Origin of the sequence: Phytobacter diazotrophicus, assembly GCF_052061655.1 — a bacterium.
Classification (GTDB): Bacteria; Pseudomonadota; Gammaproteobacteria; order Enterobacterales; family Enterobacteriaceae; genus Phytobacter; species Phytobacter diazotrophicus.
The window spans coordinates 425,718-439,728 of the sequence record NZ_CM125428.1 but is presented as its reverse complement, the minus strand read 5'-3'; the positions used below and the strand labels follow the sequence as shown (position 1 = coordinate 439,728).

Sequence of the window (14,011 nt, the reverse complement as noted above, 5' to 3'; positions counted from 1 at the left end):
GCCGTATCCGGGCTCAGACTTTGAGTCTGTATCGTAGATCCCCGCACCGGACCACCGTTATCCACAAGTGATAAACCGAACAGTATCATGGACCGGATTACCCGGTACCCCGCATTTGCAAGGAGGGTTACACTATGGAGCACGAACTTCACTTTATCGGCATTGATGTTGCCAAAGCTAAACTCGATGTCGATATGTTGCGGCCTGATGGCCGTCACCGCAGCAAAAAATTTGCCAACACCCCCGGAGGGCATGACGAGCTCGTCAGCTGGTTGCAGGGACATCAGGTCAGCAATGCCCATATCTGCATGGAAGCGACCGGGACGTATATGGAAGATGTCGCCGCTCATCTCTCTGACGCAGGATATCAGGTCTCTGTTATCAATCCGATGCTCAGCAAAGCGTTCGTTCAGAGCCAGGGAATACGCAGCAAAACCGATACGGTGGATGCCCGCCAGCTGGCATATTTTTGCCGGGAGAAACGCCCGGCGATATGGGAAGCCCCCATCCGGTTGAACGTGCCCTGCGGGCGCTGGTGCTGCGGCATCAGGCGCTGACAGAGATGCATGTACAGGAGCAGAACCGGCGGGAAAGCGCGCGTGAGGTTCAGTTGCCGAGCATAGACATGCATCTGCTGTGGCTGGAGACGGAACTGAAACGTCTTGAAAAACAGATAAAAGACCTGACGGATGATGACCCGGATATGAAACAGCGGCGCAAACTGCTGGACAGTATCCCGGGCATAGGCCCGAAAACCGCAGCGGTGCTGCTGGCTTATGTGGGACTGAAAGACAGGTTCAGGGAGGCGAGGCAGTTCGCGGCGTATGCAGGTCTGACGCCCCGGCAACATGAATCAGGCAGCAGTATCAGGCGGGTGAGCAGGATGAGTAAACTGGGCCATGCGTCGCTGCGTCGTGCGCTGTACATGCCAGCGATGGTGACGCTGTACAAAACGGAATGGGGTCGGGTGTTCAGGGAACGGCTGGAGAAGAACGGGAAGAATGCGAAGCTGATAATCGGGGCGATGATGAGGAAACTGGCGCAGGTTGCCTATGGCGTCCTGAAGTCAGGACGCCCGTTCGATGCCACGTTACATCAGGGAAATGCTTGCGCGGCATAACAGTATCTACCTTATGGTTAGGGTGAAGGGTTCGTAGACTTACGGCTTCGCCACGAACCCAATAGCTTCGTAGACTTTTTTCAGCGTTTCAGACGCACGGGCGCTGGCTTTTTCCGCGCCCTCTTTCATGATCTTCTGCAAAAACGCTTCGTCATCGCGATAGCGGTGATAACGCGCCTGCAGCTCCGTCAACATACCGGACACGGCGTCCGCGACTTCGCCTTTCAGATGACCATACATTTTACCTTCGAAGTGCTGCTCAAGTTCCGGAATGCTCTGGCCGGTTACGGCAGAGAGAATATCCAGCAGGTTAGAAACGCCCGCTTTGTTCTGAATGTCGTAGCGCACGACCGGTGGCTCGTCACCGTCGGTCATCGCACGTTTGATTTTCTTCACCACTGATTTCGGATCTTCCAGCAGGCCGATAACGTTATTGCGGTTATCGTCAGACTTGGACATTTTCTTCGTCGGTTCCAGCAGGGACATCACGCGCGCGCCGGATTTCGGAATGAACGGCTCCGGCACTTTGAAGACGTCGCCGTAGATCGCGTTAAAACGCTGGGCGATGTCGCGGCTCAGCTCCAGGTGCTGTTTCTGGTCTTCGCCGACCGGAACCTGATTGGTCTGGTACAGCAGAATATCCGCCGCCATCAGTACCGGATAATCGAACAGACCGGCGTTAATGTTTTCGGAGTAACGCGCTGATTTATCCTTGAACTGGGTCATACGGCTCAGTTCGCCGAAATAGGTGTAGCAGTTCAGCGCCCATCCCAACTGTGCATGTTCCGGCACGTGTGACTGAACGAAAATGGTACTTTTCTCAGGATCGATACCGCATGCCAGATAGAGCGCCAGCGTGTCCAGGGTCGCTTTGCGCAGTTTTTCAGGATCCTGACGCGCGGTGATGGCATGCAGGTCAACGATGCAATAGATGCAATGGTAGTCATCCTGCATGTTTACCCACTGACGCAGCGCACCCATGTAGTTACCAATGGTCAATTCACCTGAAGGCTGTGCGCCACTAAATACGATGGGTTTAGTCATGTTTCACGTCCTGATTTTCACTGTGCGGGAGCCCGAGTGCGGGCAGTAGTTCGTTGAAGCGGTCATACACGTAGTCCGGCTCACTCAATGTAATGGCTTCGCCGTAATTGTAACCATAGGTCATGCCGACAGAGCAACAGCCAGCAGCCTGGGCGGCGAGAATATCATTACGAGAATCGCCAACGAACAGCAATTCGTTCGGCGCCAGACCCAGCTTTTCCGCCACCAACAGCAGCGGTTCCGGATGCGGCTTTTTGTTTTTCACGTCGTCACCACCGATGACCACGCTGAAATAGTGCGCAATACCCAGCGTTTCAAGGAGCGGAGCAACAAATGGCGTAGGCTTGTTGGTGACCAGCGCCAGCGGGAAACCTTTTTCGTGCAGTGCAGCCAGCGTATGGGCCACATCAGGGAACAGAAAACTGCCCTCTTCCACCGACTCAGCGTAGTAGCGGTCAAACAGCTTACGCAGCATCACGGCCTGCTCTTCCTGAGGAATATCCGCATGGTTAATCGCCGGTTTACCGGACGCAGCGCGTTGCGCGTTGCGCTCCTGCAGCGACCAGGTCAGAGCGCGTGACATCAGCACATCTGCGCCATTACCAATCCAGGTGATGACCCGATCTTCACCCGCCTGAGGCAGTTCCAGCGCATATAATGCGTTATCTACCGCTGCCGCCAGCCCCGGCGCGCTGTCCACCAGCGTACCGTCGAGGTCAAAGGCTATCCCACGAATTACCTGCATTTTATCCATGACTTACCTTTGCCAATTCACTGCGCATTTCATCAATGACTTTTTTGTAATCCGGCTGATCAAAAATCGCCGAGCCCGCCACAAACATATCTGCACCTGCGGCAGCTATTTCAGCGATGTTGCTGACCTTCACACCGCCATCCACTTCCAGGCGAATATCCAAACCGGATTCATCAATCCGACGGCGTACTTCGCGCAGTTTATCAAGCGTATGTGGAATGAAGGATTGACCGCCGAAGCCCGGGTTCACTGACATTAGCAAAATGACATCCAGCTTATCCATGACATAATCCAGATAACTCAGCGGCGTGGCAGGGTTAAATACCAGACCGGCTTTACAGCCGTTCTCTTTGATCAATTGCAGCGTACGATCAACATGCTCAGAAGCTTCCGGATGGAACGTAATAATGCTTGCCCCGGCGGCGGCGAAATCCGGCACCAGACGATCAACCGGTTTCACCATCAGATGCACGTCAATCGGCGCCGTAATACCGTACTTACGCAACGATTTCAGTACCATCGGTCCAATGGTCAGGTTCGGTACATAGTGATTGTCCATTACATCGAAGTGAACCACATCCGCACCGGCAGCCAGCGCACTGGCAGTGTCCTCACCCAGACGGGCAAAATCAGCCGACAGAATCGAGGGGGCGATCAAATACTGTGTCATCCGCATCTCCTTGAGAAGAATCTACATTCATTTTACAGGGTGTAGACAAACGCATTTCTGACGGCGAAGCCGCACTGGCTCAGACAGTTGCCGGGCGATAGAGCGCCAGCAGTTCATCCACCTTTTTACGTGTCCCACCGTTGCTGCTGATACTGCGTCGTACTTTCACAACGTGCAGTTTCGCCTGGCTATACCACTCACGCGTCAGCGCGGTGTCGTGGTTGGAAATCAGTACCGGGATCCGGTTATTCACGAGGCTCTCGGCAATGGCCGCCAGATGGGCCTGTTGCTCCAGGGTAAAGCTATTCGTATGGTACGCCGTAAAGTTCGCCGTGGCTGAGAGCGGAGCATAAGGCGGATCGCAATAGACCACCGAATTCGCATCCGCACGCGCCATGCTCTCGGCATAGGATTCGCAATAGAAGAAGGCATTTTGCGCCTTTTCCGCGAAATGGTACAACTCAGCTTCCGGGAAGTACGGTTTTTTGTAGCGGCCAAAGGGTACGTTAAATTCGCCGCGCAGATTGTAACGACACAGGCCGTTATAGCCATGGCGGTTAAGGTACAAGAATAACAGCGCGCGCCGGAAAAGATCCTGGCTCTGGTTAAACTCAGTGCGCAACTGATAATAAGTTTCCGACTGGTTCGTCGCAGGCGTAAAGAGCTCCCGTGCACCCTGAACATATTCATCCGCGCGTTCTTTGACGATGTTATAAAGGCCAATCAGATCGCTGTTGATATCTGCAAGAATGTAACGGGAAAATGAAGTATTGAGAAATACCGAGCCAGCACCAACGAAGGGTTCGATCAGGCATTCGCCTTTTGGCAAATGTCGTTCAATATCGGCAAGCAGAGGGTACTTTCCCCCTGCCCATTTCAGAAAAGCGCGATTTTTTTTCATGCTGGATGATTGATTACACTCTCTCCGGCTGTGGAGACAGCTCCGACAGCATCCTGCGCTTTATACACGTTATCATTCAGGCAAGGCCTGGGTGGCCTGCCTGAATGATGTTGTGACGTGAAATTATTTCAGGTCGGCCTGTACCTGATGAATAGGCTTGGCCCACGGGTTCTTAGCCTGAACATCTGATGGCAGTGCAGCAACGGCGCGTTTTGCATCATCCTTAGAGGCATACACACCGCTGACCAATACATACCACGGCTGGCCATTACGTGTTGTCTGATAAACCACGAAGTTTTTCAGATTTTCTTTTTTGGCCCAGGCATTCAGGTTGTTGTAATTAGAAGAACTGCTCAACTGCAGCGTGTAATGGTCGGCGGGCGCAGATTTCAGTGAGCCCACGTTACCCGTCGCCACGCTCGCGCTGGCTGCAGGTGCAGCAGCAGTAGCTGCCGGTGCCGCAGGTGCAGTCGTGCTGGTTGTCGCTTTCGGCGTCGTCGCGGCCACGGTCGGCGCTTTGACCGGCTCAGAGGCAACAACTTTCGGTTGCGCCGCCGGAGCCTGAACAACGGCTTTCGGCTCTGCCTTCACCACCGGCGGTTTAACCTGCTGCTGTGGTTTCGGTTCGACAACCGCTTGTTTGTGTTCCGGGCGAGTCGTTGCCGTATGGTTTTCTGCGGTTGCTGCGGTATGAGTCGGATTGCCGCCGCCATTACGTACTGGCGCAACGGTTGCAGGTTCCGTCGGCAGCGTGCTGTTTGCCACTGCGTTGTTGATCTGCGCCTGGTTTTGCGGCGAAGTGAGCGCGTTGTTCAAATCACCCTGCACTTCAAGACGCTGCTGGGCACCTGTGGTTGCAGGTGCCTGGCTTTGAGAAGGCGTAGAGGAGATGGGCGGCAGGGAAATATCCTGCGCTCCATTACCATTGCCCGTCGTCGGCTGTGCAGCACCCGCAGTTTGTTCTGCAGAGGTGGTGCCCGGCGCAGGCTGAGTGGCATTAGCCTGATCGGCAGCACCACCGTTCCCCGAAAGGTCGATGTTTTTGCTGCCAGATGAACTCTGTTGGGCCGTACTGTTGCTGGAAGGGGCTTTCAATGCGGAACCGATGCCGACAATCAGCAGCAGCAGCACCAGAACTCCGACCCCCATCATCACGTACTGACGTGATGCAGGTTTTGCGGCGGCTTTTTTACGCTTACGTGGGCGACGCTCTGCGCGCTCCTCGTCCAGTGAGTTTTCTTCCGCTTCATAATCTTCTTCTGCGTATTCTTCGCGATCATCGCGCGTCTTACGTGTTCTCGAAGGGCGACGCTCGTCAGCATCAAGTTCAACATCATCAAAATTGATCTGCGGCTCATCAACACGTTCAGAAGATTGACGAGAACGACCAGTACGACGATCGCTGGGATCGGGTTTCAGCTCGTCTTCTGGTTTGAATTCATCCATTTAACACCCCACTCAAAGGCTCATGCTAACAACAATTGCATTCGCCCGAAGTTAAACGCCACGCACGCGCAGCAAGACCTTTCTAATAAATTACGCCTGCTGACAATCAGCAATAGCGCCAAGTACAACGTCTTGTGACACTCCGCCACGAACTTCGCTTTTCCCTATTGCCAGCGGGAGCACCAAACGTAGCTCGCCGGCCAGAACTTTTTTGTCACGCAGCATGTGCGGGATATATGCCTGTGCGGTCATTTCCTTCGGTCCATGAACCGGCAGACCTGCGCGCTCAAGCAGGGTAATAATGCGTTGGGTATCATCTTTACTGAACTGCCCAAGACGCTCGGAGGCACGTGCTGCCATCACCATTCCAGCAGCGACAGCTTCACCATGCAACCAGTTGCCGTAACCCATCTCGGCTTCAATGGCATGCCCAAAGGTATGCCCCAAATTCAGTAAAGCACGTAAGCCTGTTTCCCGCTCGTCAGCCGCCACAACTTCGGCTTTCAGCTCACAACAACGGCGAATACAGTACGCCATTGCCGGGCCATCCAGACGCAACAGCGCGTCCAGATTTTGCTCAAGCCAGTCAAAAAATGCGCCATCAAGGATGATGCCGTATTTGATAACTTCGGCGAGACCAGAGGAAAGTTCACGCGCAGGCAGCGTTTTCAGGCAGTCGAGATCCACCACCACCGAGGCTGGCTGATAGAACGCGCCAATCATGTTTTTGCCCAGTGGATGGTTTACCGCCGTTTTGCCGCCAACAGAAGAGTCGACCTGCGAAAGCAACGTTGTGGGGACCTGAATGAAACGCACGCCACGCTGATAGCTGGCTGCGGCAAAACCGGTCAGATCGCCCACCACACCGCCACCCAGCGCGACAAGCGTTGTGTCACGACCGTGCGGTTTTTGCAAAAGCGCAGTGAAAACCGAGTCCAGTACCGTCAGGCTTTTATACTGCTCACCATCGGGTAAAACCACGCTATCGACTTTGATACCGGCCGTTTCAAGTACATGGCGAATCTTGTCGAGATAGAGTGGAGCCAGCGTTTCATTGGTGACCAGCATGACCTGGTCACCGGATTTCAGGGGCGAGAAGGAAGCTGGATCGTCGAACAAACCAGCCGCGATGGTGATAGGGTAACTACGATCCCCGAGAGTGACTGTGATCCTCTCCATGACGCGACATCCACCTTATTTGCTTAAACCCGCAGGCCTGTGTATTACGCCAGAATTAGTTGCTTTCCAGCATGTGAATAATCTGGTTTGCGACGACTTTCGCGCTCTGATCGTCTGTGCGAATGGTAACGTCGGCAATCTCTTCATACAGCGGATTGCGTTCATCAGCCAGCGCTTCCAGCACTTCACGCGGCGGCGTTTCCACCTGTAAAAGCGGACGTTTTTTGTCACGTTGAGTACGAGCCAGCTGCTTCTCGATAGTGGTTTCCAGATAAACCACTACGCCACGGGCGGAGAGACGATTACGGGTTTCGCGAGACTTCACAGAGCCACCACCGGTTGCCAGTACAATTCCCTGTTTTTCCGTTAGCTCGTTAATGATTTTTTCTTCGCGATCGCGGAAACCTTCTTCACCTTCTACATCGAAGACCCAGCCCACATCAGCTCCGGTTCGTTTCTCAATCTCTTGATCAGAATCGTAAAATTCCATATTGAGTTGTTGAGCTAACTGACGCCCAATAGTGCTTTTGCCGGCACCCATAGGCCCAACCAGAAAGATATTGCGTTTCTCTGCCATTTTTTCGGTACTACTAAGACTATTCGTTGATGATAAATCCGCTCCGTAGACACCGTGCGAAGCCGGACATGAACTGAAACCTCATATGCGATAGTGCGAGAGTCAGACCAAAAATTATCTCAGTACTGAGACTGGTTTGGCAACTGAATAAATTGCCGACCAGACGTTAACACTACTTATGGTAAGACGGAGATAGCTGACGCTCAAATCGGTACTCCTTGTAAGCTAAATCATCTCTCACGTCAAACACCTGTAGCGAGTTAGGCAGAAAAAGCGATACAGAATATGTATCGATCAACGAACTGGCACGAGCCTTGGTGTAATAAAGACCACCAGTTCACGGCGCTCATTATCTTTACCATCATGACGAAACAGTCGGCCAAACCAGGGTATCCCCCCTAAAATTGGTACACTGTCGGAACCGAGCTTGTTCTTTTGTGAGAAAATGCCTCCCAGCGCCAGGGTATCACCGCTTTTTATTTCGACCTGGGTTTCAATCTCCTGTTTATCAATCGCCAGTACCTCGCCATCAGCCTGCTGGAGCACCTGGCCCGGCATGTTCTGGGTAATACGCAACTTGAGACGCACACGGCTATCAGGCAGCACGGTCGGCGTCACCTCCATACCCAGCACCGCTTCTTTAAACTCCACCGACGTTGCACCGCTTTCGCCGCTGGAGACCTGGTACGGGATTTCGCTGCCTTGTTTAATGCTGGCAGGCTGCATGTGAGAGGCCAGTAATCGTGGACTGGCGATGATCTCCAGTTGCTGTTTTTGTTCCAGTGCGGATAACTCAATATCCAACAACCGCCCGTTAATACTGCCGATATTAAAACCAACCCGGGTGCTGGCACTTTCAACCGACAGATCGCTTGAAAGCGATGACACCTGCCCGCGTTTTCCGGGCTTTGTCGCCTCCCCCAGCCCCCACTTCACGCCAAGTTCACGCAGGCTCTTTTCATTTATGGTGACAATGTGTGCGGCCAGTTCAACCTGTTCAACGGGCAAATCCATCTGCGCAACCCACTTTTCCAGTACGTTAAGCGAGGCCTTATGATCGCGAAGCAACAGCCGGTTGAGCCGATTGTCTACCGTGATCGTTCCTTTTGGCCCAAGGAGCTTTTCGCCAGCCTTTGCCAACTCACTGGCCTGCGCATAACGCAGCGTCAGGCTACGCTCTTCCAGCGGCAGACTCTGTTTTTGCTTTTCCAGCGCCGCCTCACGCGCATCGTACTGTTGCTGTTGCCAGCTTGCAGAATGCACATACAGGATGTTGCCCTCTCTGCGTAGTGTCAGCCCTGCGCTGGCAATCACCGTGTTCAGTGCCTGCTTCCAGGGAACATCGACAAGATGCAAGGAGAGAGTCCCGCTGACGTCCGGCGAGATCACCAGATTATGTTTTTCCTGCCCGGCAAGCGCCTGTAGGACCTGGGTGACGGGAACATCATCCACCATTAATGTCACGGGGGCGGGTGTTGCCGCGCTCGCCGCCAGGCTACTGAGGCAAAGAGCCACCACTGCTGTTCTTTTCATGCTGAGATCCTTCTCGTTTCCAGCGCCAGTGCGCGGGTTCACAGCCTTCCCCTGTCGCGATGCGCATCTCTTCTTTATTAAATTCCACCACGCGCCAGCCTCCCGCAAGCGTTTCCCCCTTCTGCACGCGTCGCCATCTCCCGGCGGGATCGCGCACAATCCCTGTCGCGGCCTGAGACCTGCTTACCACGCCCTGGTAATGCCAAAGCGCAAGCTGGCTGACCATGCAGCGATCGGGAGGCGGCTTGAAAGGATCACGCATACCCGCCAGCATTAGCACCAGCAAACATGACGCTGCGATGCGTTTAGCCACCATCATCGCTCTCCACATGGAGCACAAAACGCAGCGCCTCGTCCTGCGCGGTGATGGAAAAAGCAGGCGCGAGCATTTGCCGTTCGGCAAGCCAGGAAAACGTCCGGGGAATCGATACCCACTGCGCCTCCAGCACCATCTCGCCCCCCCGATGGGCAGGACGCCAGCCAATCAGTTGGGCATCAGGAGTATGAAAATCCAGCGGTGAAAAAACCTTTGGGATATCTGCTTGAGAATGCGCTATCACCGGTGGTTTAAGGGCCAGGATCTCTGGCCAGCTTTCCTGCAATGCCGCCTGCTGCACAAGGCGCTGTTGCTCCCGTGCCGTTTGTTCACGCGTTATGGGCTGAATCTGCCACCACCACACCGCAAGCAGGAGAAAAACCATAAGCAACAATCCGTACCCGGCACGGGTTACGGGCGAGAGGGCGTACCAGAGATCAAGGCTGCGCGGCATGCTCATCTTCCTTATTAAGCTGATAGTGAAACTGCCAGCGCCCTTGCGCATCTCGCCCGGTCGAACCGGTTTGGCGAAGACGAAAACCGGCTGTGGTGTCCAGCGCCTTTTCCAGTTCGCTTAATGACTGAAACGTTCTGGCAATCCCCGACACGCTGAGTTGCCCTTGCTGAAAATGCATCTCCGTAAGCCAGGCGCTGTCGGGCATTTTTTCCGCCAGTTCTGCCAGCCGCTGCTGCCATTGACGGGTCTGGTTGTGCCGCTGCATTCTGGCCTGCTGTTTTAACCACGACAGGTGTTGCGCCTGGAAATGCGGCTGTTTTGCCTTTAGCGCTGACAGCATCTGCGCGTCAGATTGCAGCCACAACGTAGCGACCTGCTTGTCCTGGCCCGCCTTTACCTGAAACACCAGGGTAATCAGCGCCATCAGGCCCACAGCATACGCCAGCAGTTGCCCCCAAAAGCGCCGACATGCCTGTTGTCGCTGCTCTCGCCAGGGCAGCAGGTTGATCATTTGTTCCATTAGCGAACCGCTCCCAGGGCCAGGCCAATCGCTACTGCGAAACGCATGCCATTTGGCGGTAAAGGCGGTTGCCGCTGCACAAGGACGCTCCAGGGGTCAAACTCGGGCGTTGCCGCGGTGCATAGCGCAATATCGGCAATGTCCAGCCCGAGGCTTGCGCTTAGCTCGCTTACAGTGGGCTGATCTTCGTGCGACCGACGCCCCCATCCGGTGCGCGTTGCCCACAGCCATTGCGCGTCGCCTTCCCAAATAAGACAACGTGCCGGAGGCGGCAAAAAAGGGACAAGATGCTGTAACGCGCAGGCATCAGGAGTCAGGGAGGTCAAATTCAGGTGCAGAGAGGTTGCCAGTTCCAGCATTTCGGCCACGTCTTTATGCTGCGCCGCCGTCACGCTATAGGCCTGCGCCAGTGAATCTTCGGTATAGTCGAAACGCAAATCTGCCGCTGCCATTTCAAGTTCACGCGCCATGGCGTGAGAAACCCAGCTTGCCAGTTCGTTTTCCCGCAAGGCCATTGCCGGGCGGGGGAGCTTACGCTGCAATGTGCGCGCTGCCGGAAATGCCAGCCGTACCCGGTGGCGCTGCGGTAACGATTTTCGCCACGGTAAGAGCGTGGTCAACAACTGTTGTGGCGCCTTAAGCTGCCCGTTTTCAACTGTGCCCAATGGTAACGGGATGTGCCACCAACGGCGTAGCGCCCACCCTGTTCTGCCTGGGGTTAATGCGACGCTGAAAACGCTATCTTGCTGAATATGCAGTCCAATCTGCCAGTGCCCGAATGCCATAAATCGCGACCTCCTTATCGCCAGGAAAGATGACGGCTATATCAATGCATCAGGCTTGCATTTATACTACCGCGCGGTTGTTTATAAACTGCCCAAATGAAACTAAATGGGAATCCTCCGGTGAAGTTCGTAAAGTATTTATTGATCCTTGCAGTGTGTTGCATTCTGCTGGGAGCAGGCTCGATTTATGGGTTGTACAAATTCATTGAGCCGCAGCTACCTGACGTCGCGACGCTGAAAGACGTGCGACTACAAATCCCGATGCAGGTCTATAGCGCCGACGGCGAATTGATTGCGCAGTACGGTGAAAAACGTCGTATTCCGCTGACGCTGAATCAGATTCCGCCTGAAATGGTGAAAGCGTTTGTTGCCACAGAAGACAGCCGCTTCTATGAACACCATGGCGTTGATCCGGTGGGGATTTTCCGTGCGGCCAGCGTAGCGCTTTTCTCTGGTCACGCCTCACAGGGCGCCAGCACCATCACGCAACAGCTCGCACGTAACTTCTTCCTGAGTCCGGAACGCACGCTGATGCGTAAAATCAAGGAAGTGTTCCTGGCTATCCGCATCGAGCAGTTATTGAATAAAGACGAGATCCTCGAGCTTTACCTCAATAAGATTTACCTCGGTTATCGTGCTTATGGTGTGGGTGCGGCGGCACAGGTCTACTTTGGCAAACCCGTCGACCAGCTCACCCTGAGTGAGATGGCGGTCATTGCCGGGTTGCCCAAAGCGCCATCCACCTTTAACCCGCTCTATTCGCTTGACCGCGCAACGGCTCGTCGTAATGTTGTGCTGGCCCGTATGCTGAGCGAGGGCTACATCAGCCAGACGCAGTATGACCAGGCGCGTGGCGAAGCCATTGATGCGGATTACCATGCGCCGGAAATTGCCTTCTCGGCGCCGTACCTCTCAGAAATGGTGCGTCAGGAGATGGTGAATCGCTACGGCGATAAAGCATACGAAGACGGTTATCGTGTTTACACTACCATCACCCGTAAAGTGCAGTTGGCGGCGCAGGATGCCGTGCGCAATAACGTGATGGACTACGATATGCGCCACGGTTATCGCGGCCCGTCGAATGTGCTGTGGAAACCGGGCGAAAGCGCCTGGGACAGTAAAAAAATCACCGACACCCTAAAAGCGTTGCCGACCTATGGGCCGCTGGAGCCTGCTGTCGTGACGGCCGCCAATGCGCAAGAAGCCACCGCGATGCTGGGCGACGGGACCTCCGTATCACTGCATATGGACGGAATGCGCTGGGCACGCCCTTATCGTTCCGACACCGCACAGGGCCCAACCCCACGCAAAGTGACCGATGTGGTGCTGGCAGGTCAGCAAATTTGGGTGCGCATGGTAAATGAAGGCTGGTGGCTGGCCCAGGTGCCGGATGTTAACTCTGCCCTGGTCTCCATCAACCCGCACGACGGTGCCGTACTGGCGCTGGTTGGCGGCTTTGATTTCAATCAGAGCAAATTTAACCGCGCCACTCAGGCGCTGCGTCAGGTTGGCTCTAACATCAAACCATTCCTTTATACCGCGGCGATGGACAAAGGCCTGACGCTGGCCAGTATCCTGAACGATGTTCCTATCTCCCGTTGGGATGCAGGGGCGGGTTCCGACTGGCGTCCGAAAAACTCGCCAGATGAGTATGCCGGGCCAATTCGCCTGCGTCAGGGACTGGGGCAGTCGAAGAACGTGGTGATGGTACGCGCTATGCGTGCAATGGGGGTCGATTACGCCGCCGAGTATTTACAGCGATTCGGTTTCCCGGCACAAAACATCGTGCACACGGAGTCGCTGGCGCTGGGTTCCGCGTCGTTCACGCCCATGCAGGTAGCCCGCGGCTATTCGGTCATGGCGAACGGCGGATTCCTCATCGATCCGTACTTCATTACCAAAATTGAAAACGATCAGGGTAATGTCCTGTTCGAAACCCGGCCGAAGGTTGCCTGCGCGGAGTGTAATATCCCGGTAATTTATGGGGATACACCGAAGTCAGACGTGCTGGAAAACAAAGATATGGAAAACGTCGCTATCTCTCAGGAGCAGCAGAATCCTTCCATACCGATGCCGCAACTGGAGCAAGCCAATCAGGATCTGGTGGTGAAGAGCGGTGGTCAGGAGTATGCACCGCACGTGATCAGTACGCCGCTATCGTTTTTAATCAAGAGCGCGCTCAACAGTAATATCTTCGGTGAACCAGGCTGGCAAGGAACAGGCTGGCGCGCAGGCCGCGATCTCAAACGTAATGATATCGGTGGTAAAACCGGGACCACCAACAGCTCGAAAGATGCCTGGTTCTCCGGTTATGGTCCGGGCGTAGTGACGTCGGTCTGGATCGGTTTTGATGATCACCGTCGCGATCTGGGGCGCACCTCCGCGTCGGGCGCTATCAAAGATCAGATCTCGGGTTACGAAGGCGGCGCGAAGAGTGCGCAGCCAGCATGGGATGCTTACATGCAGGTTGTTCTTAATGGCGTACCGGAGCAACCGCTCACGCCACCGCCAGGAATAGTGACGGTAAATATCGACCGGAGTACAGGGCAACTGGCAAGTGGAGGCAGCAGCCGTCAGGAGTATTTTATTGACGGGACGCAGCCGACACAGCAGGCCGTGCACGAAGTGGGAACCACCATTATTGATAATGGCGAGACGCACGAATTGTTCTGATAAAAGCCTGCCTGGGCTTCCCGGATGGGACGCAAA

Annotated in this window: 13 protein-coding genes and 1 pseudogene; 2 read left to right on the top strand and 12 right to left on the bottom strand. The window is 54.7% G+C overall.

What is annotated here, in order from left to right; genetic code table 11:
- The first annotated feature begins 134 nt into the window (after positions 1-134).
- Positions 135-1,120 (top strand): annotated as a pseudogene (locus ACS0RQ_RS02010) (IS110 family transposase).
- Positions 1,121-1,159: 39 nt separating this feature from the next.
- Here ACS0RQ_RS02010 and trpS read toward each other — a convergent pair.
- The 12 genes from trpS to ACS0RQ_RS01950 form a co-directional block, all read right to left on the bottom strand.
- On the bottom strand, positions 1,160-2,164 hold the full coding sequence (gene trpS, locus ACS0RQ_RS02005) for a tryptophan--tRNA ligase (protein ID WP_041851396.1): 1,005 nt from the start codon (positions 2,162-2,164) through the stop codon (positions 1,160-1,162).
- Complete coding sequence (gph, locus tag ACS0RQ_RS02000) at positions 2,157-2,918, bottom strand: phosphoglycolate phosphatase (protein ID WP_041851395.1); 762 nt, start codon at positions 2,916-2,918, stop codon at positions 2,157-2,159. The genes trpS and gph overlap by 8 nt, the downstream gene beginning before the upstream one ends.
- Positions 2,911-3,588, bottom strand: a complete 678-nt coding sequence (rpe, locus tag ACS0RQ_RS01995) for a ribulose-phosphate 3-epimerase (RefSeq protein WP_041851394.1) — start codon at positions 3,586-3,588, stop codon at positions 2,911-2,913. The genes gph and rpe overlap by 8 nt, the downstream gene beginning before the upstream one ends.
- 79 nt (positions 3,589-3,667) lie before the next feature.
- Positions 3,668-4,489 (bottom strand): adenine-specific DNA-methyltransferase, encoded by an 822-nt coding sequence (gene dam, locus ACS0RQ_RS01990; RefSeq protein ID WP_041851393.1) that lies wholly within the window; start codon positions 4,487-4,489, stop codon positions 3,668-3,670.
- Between the two features lie 123 nt (positions 4,490-4,612).
- Positions 4,613-5,935 carry a cell division protein DamX gene (gene damX / locus ACS0RQ_RS01985; RefSeq protein ID WP_271849263.1) on the bottom strand — a complete coding sequence of 441 codons (1,323 nt, stop codon included), beginning with the start codon at positions 5,933-5,935 and terminating at the stop codon, positions 4,613-4,615.
- 90 nt (positions 5,936-6,025) lie between these two features.
- Positions 6,026-7,114, bottom strand: coding sequence for a 3-dehydroquinate synthase (aroB, locus tag ACS0RQ_RS01980; RefSeq protein ID WP_047372833.1), 1,089 nt, complete (start codon positions 7,112-7,114; stop codon positions 6,026-6,028).
- Between the two features lie 55 nt (positions 7,115-7,169).
- Entirely contained in the window at positions 7,170-7,691 is a 522-nt protein-coding gene (gene aroK / locus ACS0RQ_RS01975) for a shikimate kinase AroK (RefSeq protein ID WP_035892101.1), read from the bottom strand.
- 294 nt (positions 7,692-7,985) lie between these two features.
- Positions 7,986-9,224 carry a DNA uptake porin HofQ gene (gene hofQ, locus ACS0RQ_RS01970; protein WP_110295377.1) on the bottom strand — a complete coding sequence of 413 codons (1,239 nt, stop codon included), beginning with the start codon at positions 9,222-9,224 and terminating at the stop codon, positions 7,986-7,988.
- Positions 9,187-9,543 (bottom strand): HofP DNA utilization family protein, encoded by a 357-nt coding sequence (locus ACS0RQ_RS01965; protein WP_271849264.1) that lies wholly within the window; start codon positions 9,541-9,543, stop codon positions 9,187-9,189. The genes hofQ and ACS0RQ_RS01965 overlap by 38 nt, the downstream gene beginning before the upstream one ends.
- Positions 9,530-9,994, bottom strand: coding sequence for a HofO family protein (locus ACS0RQ_RS01960; protein ID WP_271849265.1), 465 nt, complete (start codon positions 9,992-9,994; stop codon positions 9,530-9,532). Before ACS0RQ_RS01960 ends, ACS0RQ_RS01965 begins: the two co-directional genes overlap by 14 nt.
- Positions 9,978-10,517: a PilN domain-containing protein gene (locus tag ACS0RQ_RS01955; RefSeq protein WP_271849266.1), complete on the bottom strand. Its 540-nt coding sequence runs from the start codon at positions 10,515-10,517 to the stop codon at positions 9,978-9,980. The genes ACS0RQ_RS01960 and ACS0RQ_RS01955 overlap by 17 nt, the downstream gene beginning before the upstream one ends.
- On the bottom strand, positions 10,517-11,302 hold the full coding sequence (locus ACS0RQ_RS01950) for a type IV pilus biogenesis protein PilM (protein WP_271849267.1): 786 nt from the start codon (positions 11,300-11,302) through the stop codon (positions 10,517-10,519). The genes ACS0RQ_RS01955 and ACS0RQ_RS01950 overlap by 1 nt, the downstream gene beginning before the upstream one ends.
- Before the next feature lie 120 nt (positions 11,303-11,422).
- On the opposite strand from ACS0RQ_RS01950, the gene mrcA reads away from it, so the two are divergent.
- Positions 11,423-13,975: a peptidoglycan glycosyltransferase/peptidoglycan DD-transpeptidase MrcA gene (gene mrcA, locus ACS0RQ_RS01945; protein WP_271849268.1), complete on the top strand. Its 2,553-nt coding sequence runs from the start codon at positions 11,423-11,425 to the stop codon at positions 13,973-13,975.
- Positions 13,976-14,011: the final 36 nt, after the last annotated feature.

Bases quoted from the DNA above. Each gene is read 5' to 3' on its own strand.
- trpS (WP_041851396.1), bottom strand. From the start codon at position 2,164: ATGACTAAACCCATCGTATTTAGTGGCGCACAGCCTTCAGGTGAATTG.
- gph (WP_041851395.1), bottom strand. From the start codon at position 2,918: ATGGATAAAATGCAGGTAATTCGTGGGATAGCCTTTGACCTCGACGGT.
- rpe (WP_041851394.1), bottom strand. From the start codon at position 3,588: ATGACACAGTATTTGATCGCCCCCTCGATTCTGTCGGCTGATTTTGCC.
- dam (WP_041851393.1), bottom strand. From the start codon at position 4,489: ATGAAAAAAAATCGCGCTTTTCTGAAATGGGCAGGGGGAAAGTACCCT.
- damX (WP_271849263.1), bottom strand. From the start codon at position 5,935: ATGGATGAATTCAAACCAGAAGACGAGCTGAAACCCGATCCCAGCGAT.
- aroB (WP_047372833.1), bottom strand. From the start codon at position 7,114: ATGGAGAGGATCACAGTCACTCTCGGGGATCGTAGTTACCCTATCACC.
- aroK (WP_035892101.1), bottom strand. From the start codon at position 7,691: ATGGCAGAGAAACGCAATATCTTTCTGGTTGGGCCTATGGGTGCCGGC.
- hofQ (WP_110295377.1), bottom strand. From the start codon at position 9,224: ATGAAAAGAACAGCAGTGGTGGCTCTTTGCCTCAGTAGCCTGGCGGCG.
- ACS0RQ_RS01965 (WP_271849264.1), bottom strand. From the start codon at position 9,543: ATGATGGTGGCTAAACGCATCGCAGCGTCATGTTTGCTGGTGCTAATG.
- ACS0RQ_RS01960 (WP_271849265.1), bottom strand. From the start codon at position 9,994: ATGCCGCGCAGCCTTGATCTCTGGTACGCCCTCTCGCCCGTAACCCGT.
- ACS0RQ_RS01955 (WP_271849266.1), bottom strand. From the start codon at position 10,517: ATGGAACAAATGATCAACCTGCTGCCCTGGCGAGAGCAGCGACAACAG.
- ACS0RQ_RS01950 (WP_271849267.1), bottom strand. From the start codon at position 11,302: ATGGCATTCGGGCACTGGCAGATTGGACTGCATATTCAGCAAGATAGC.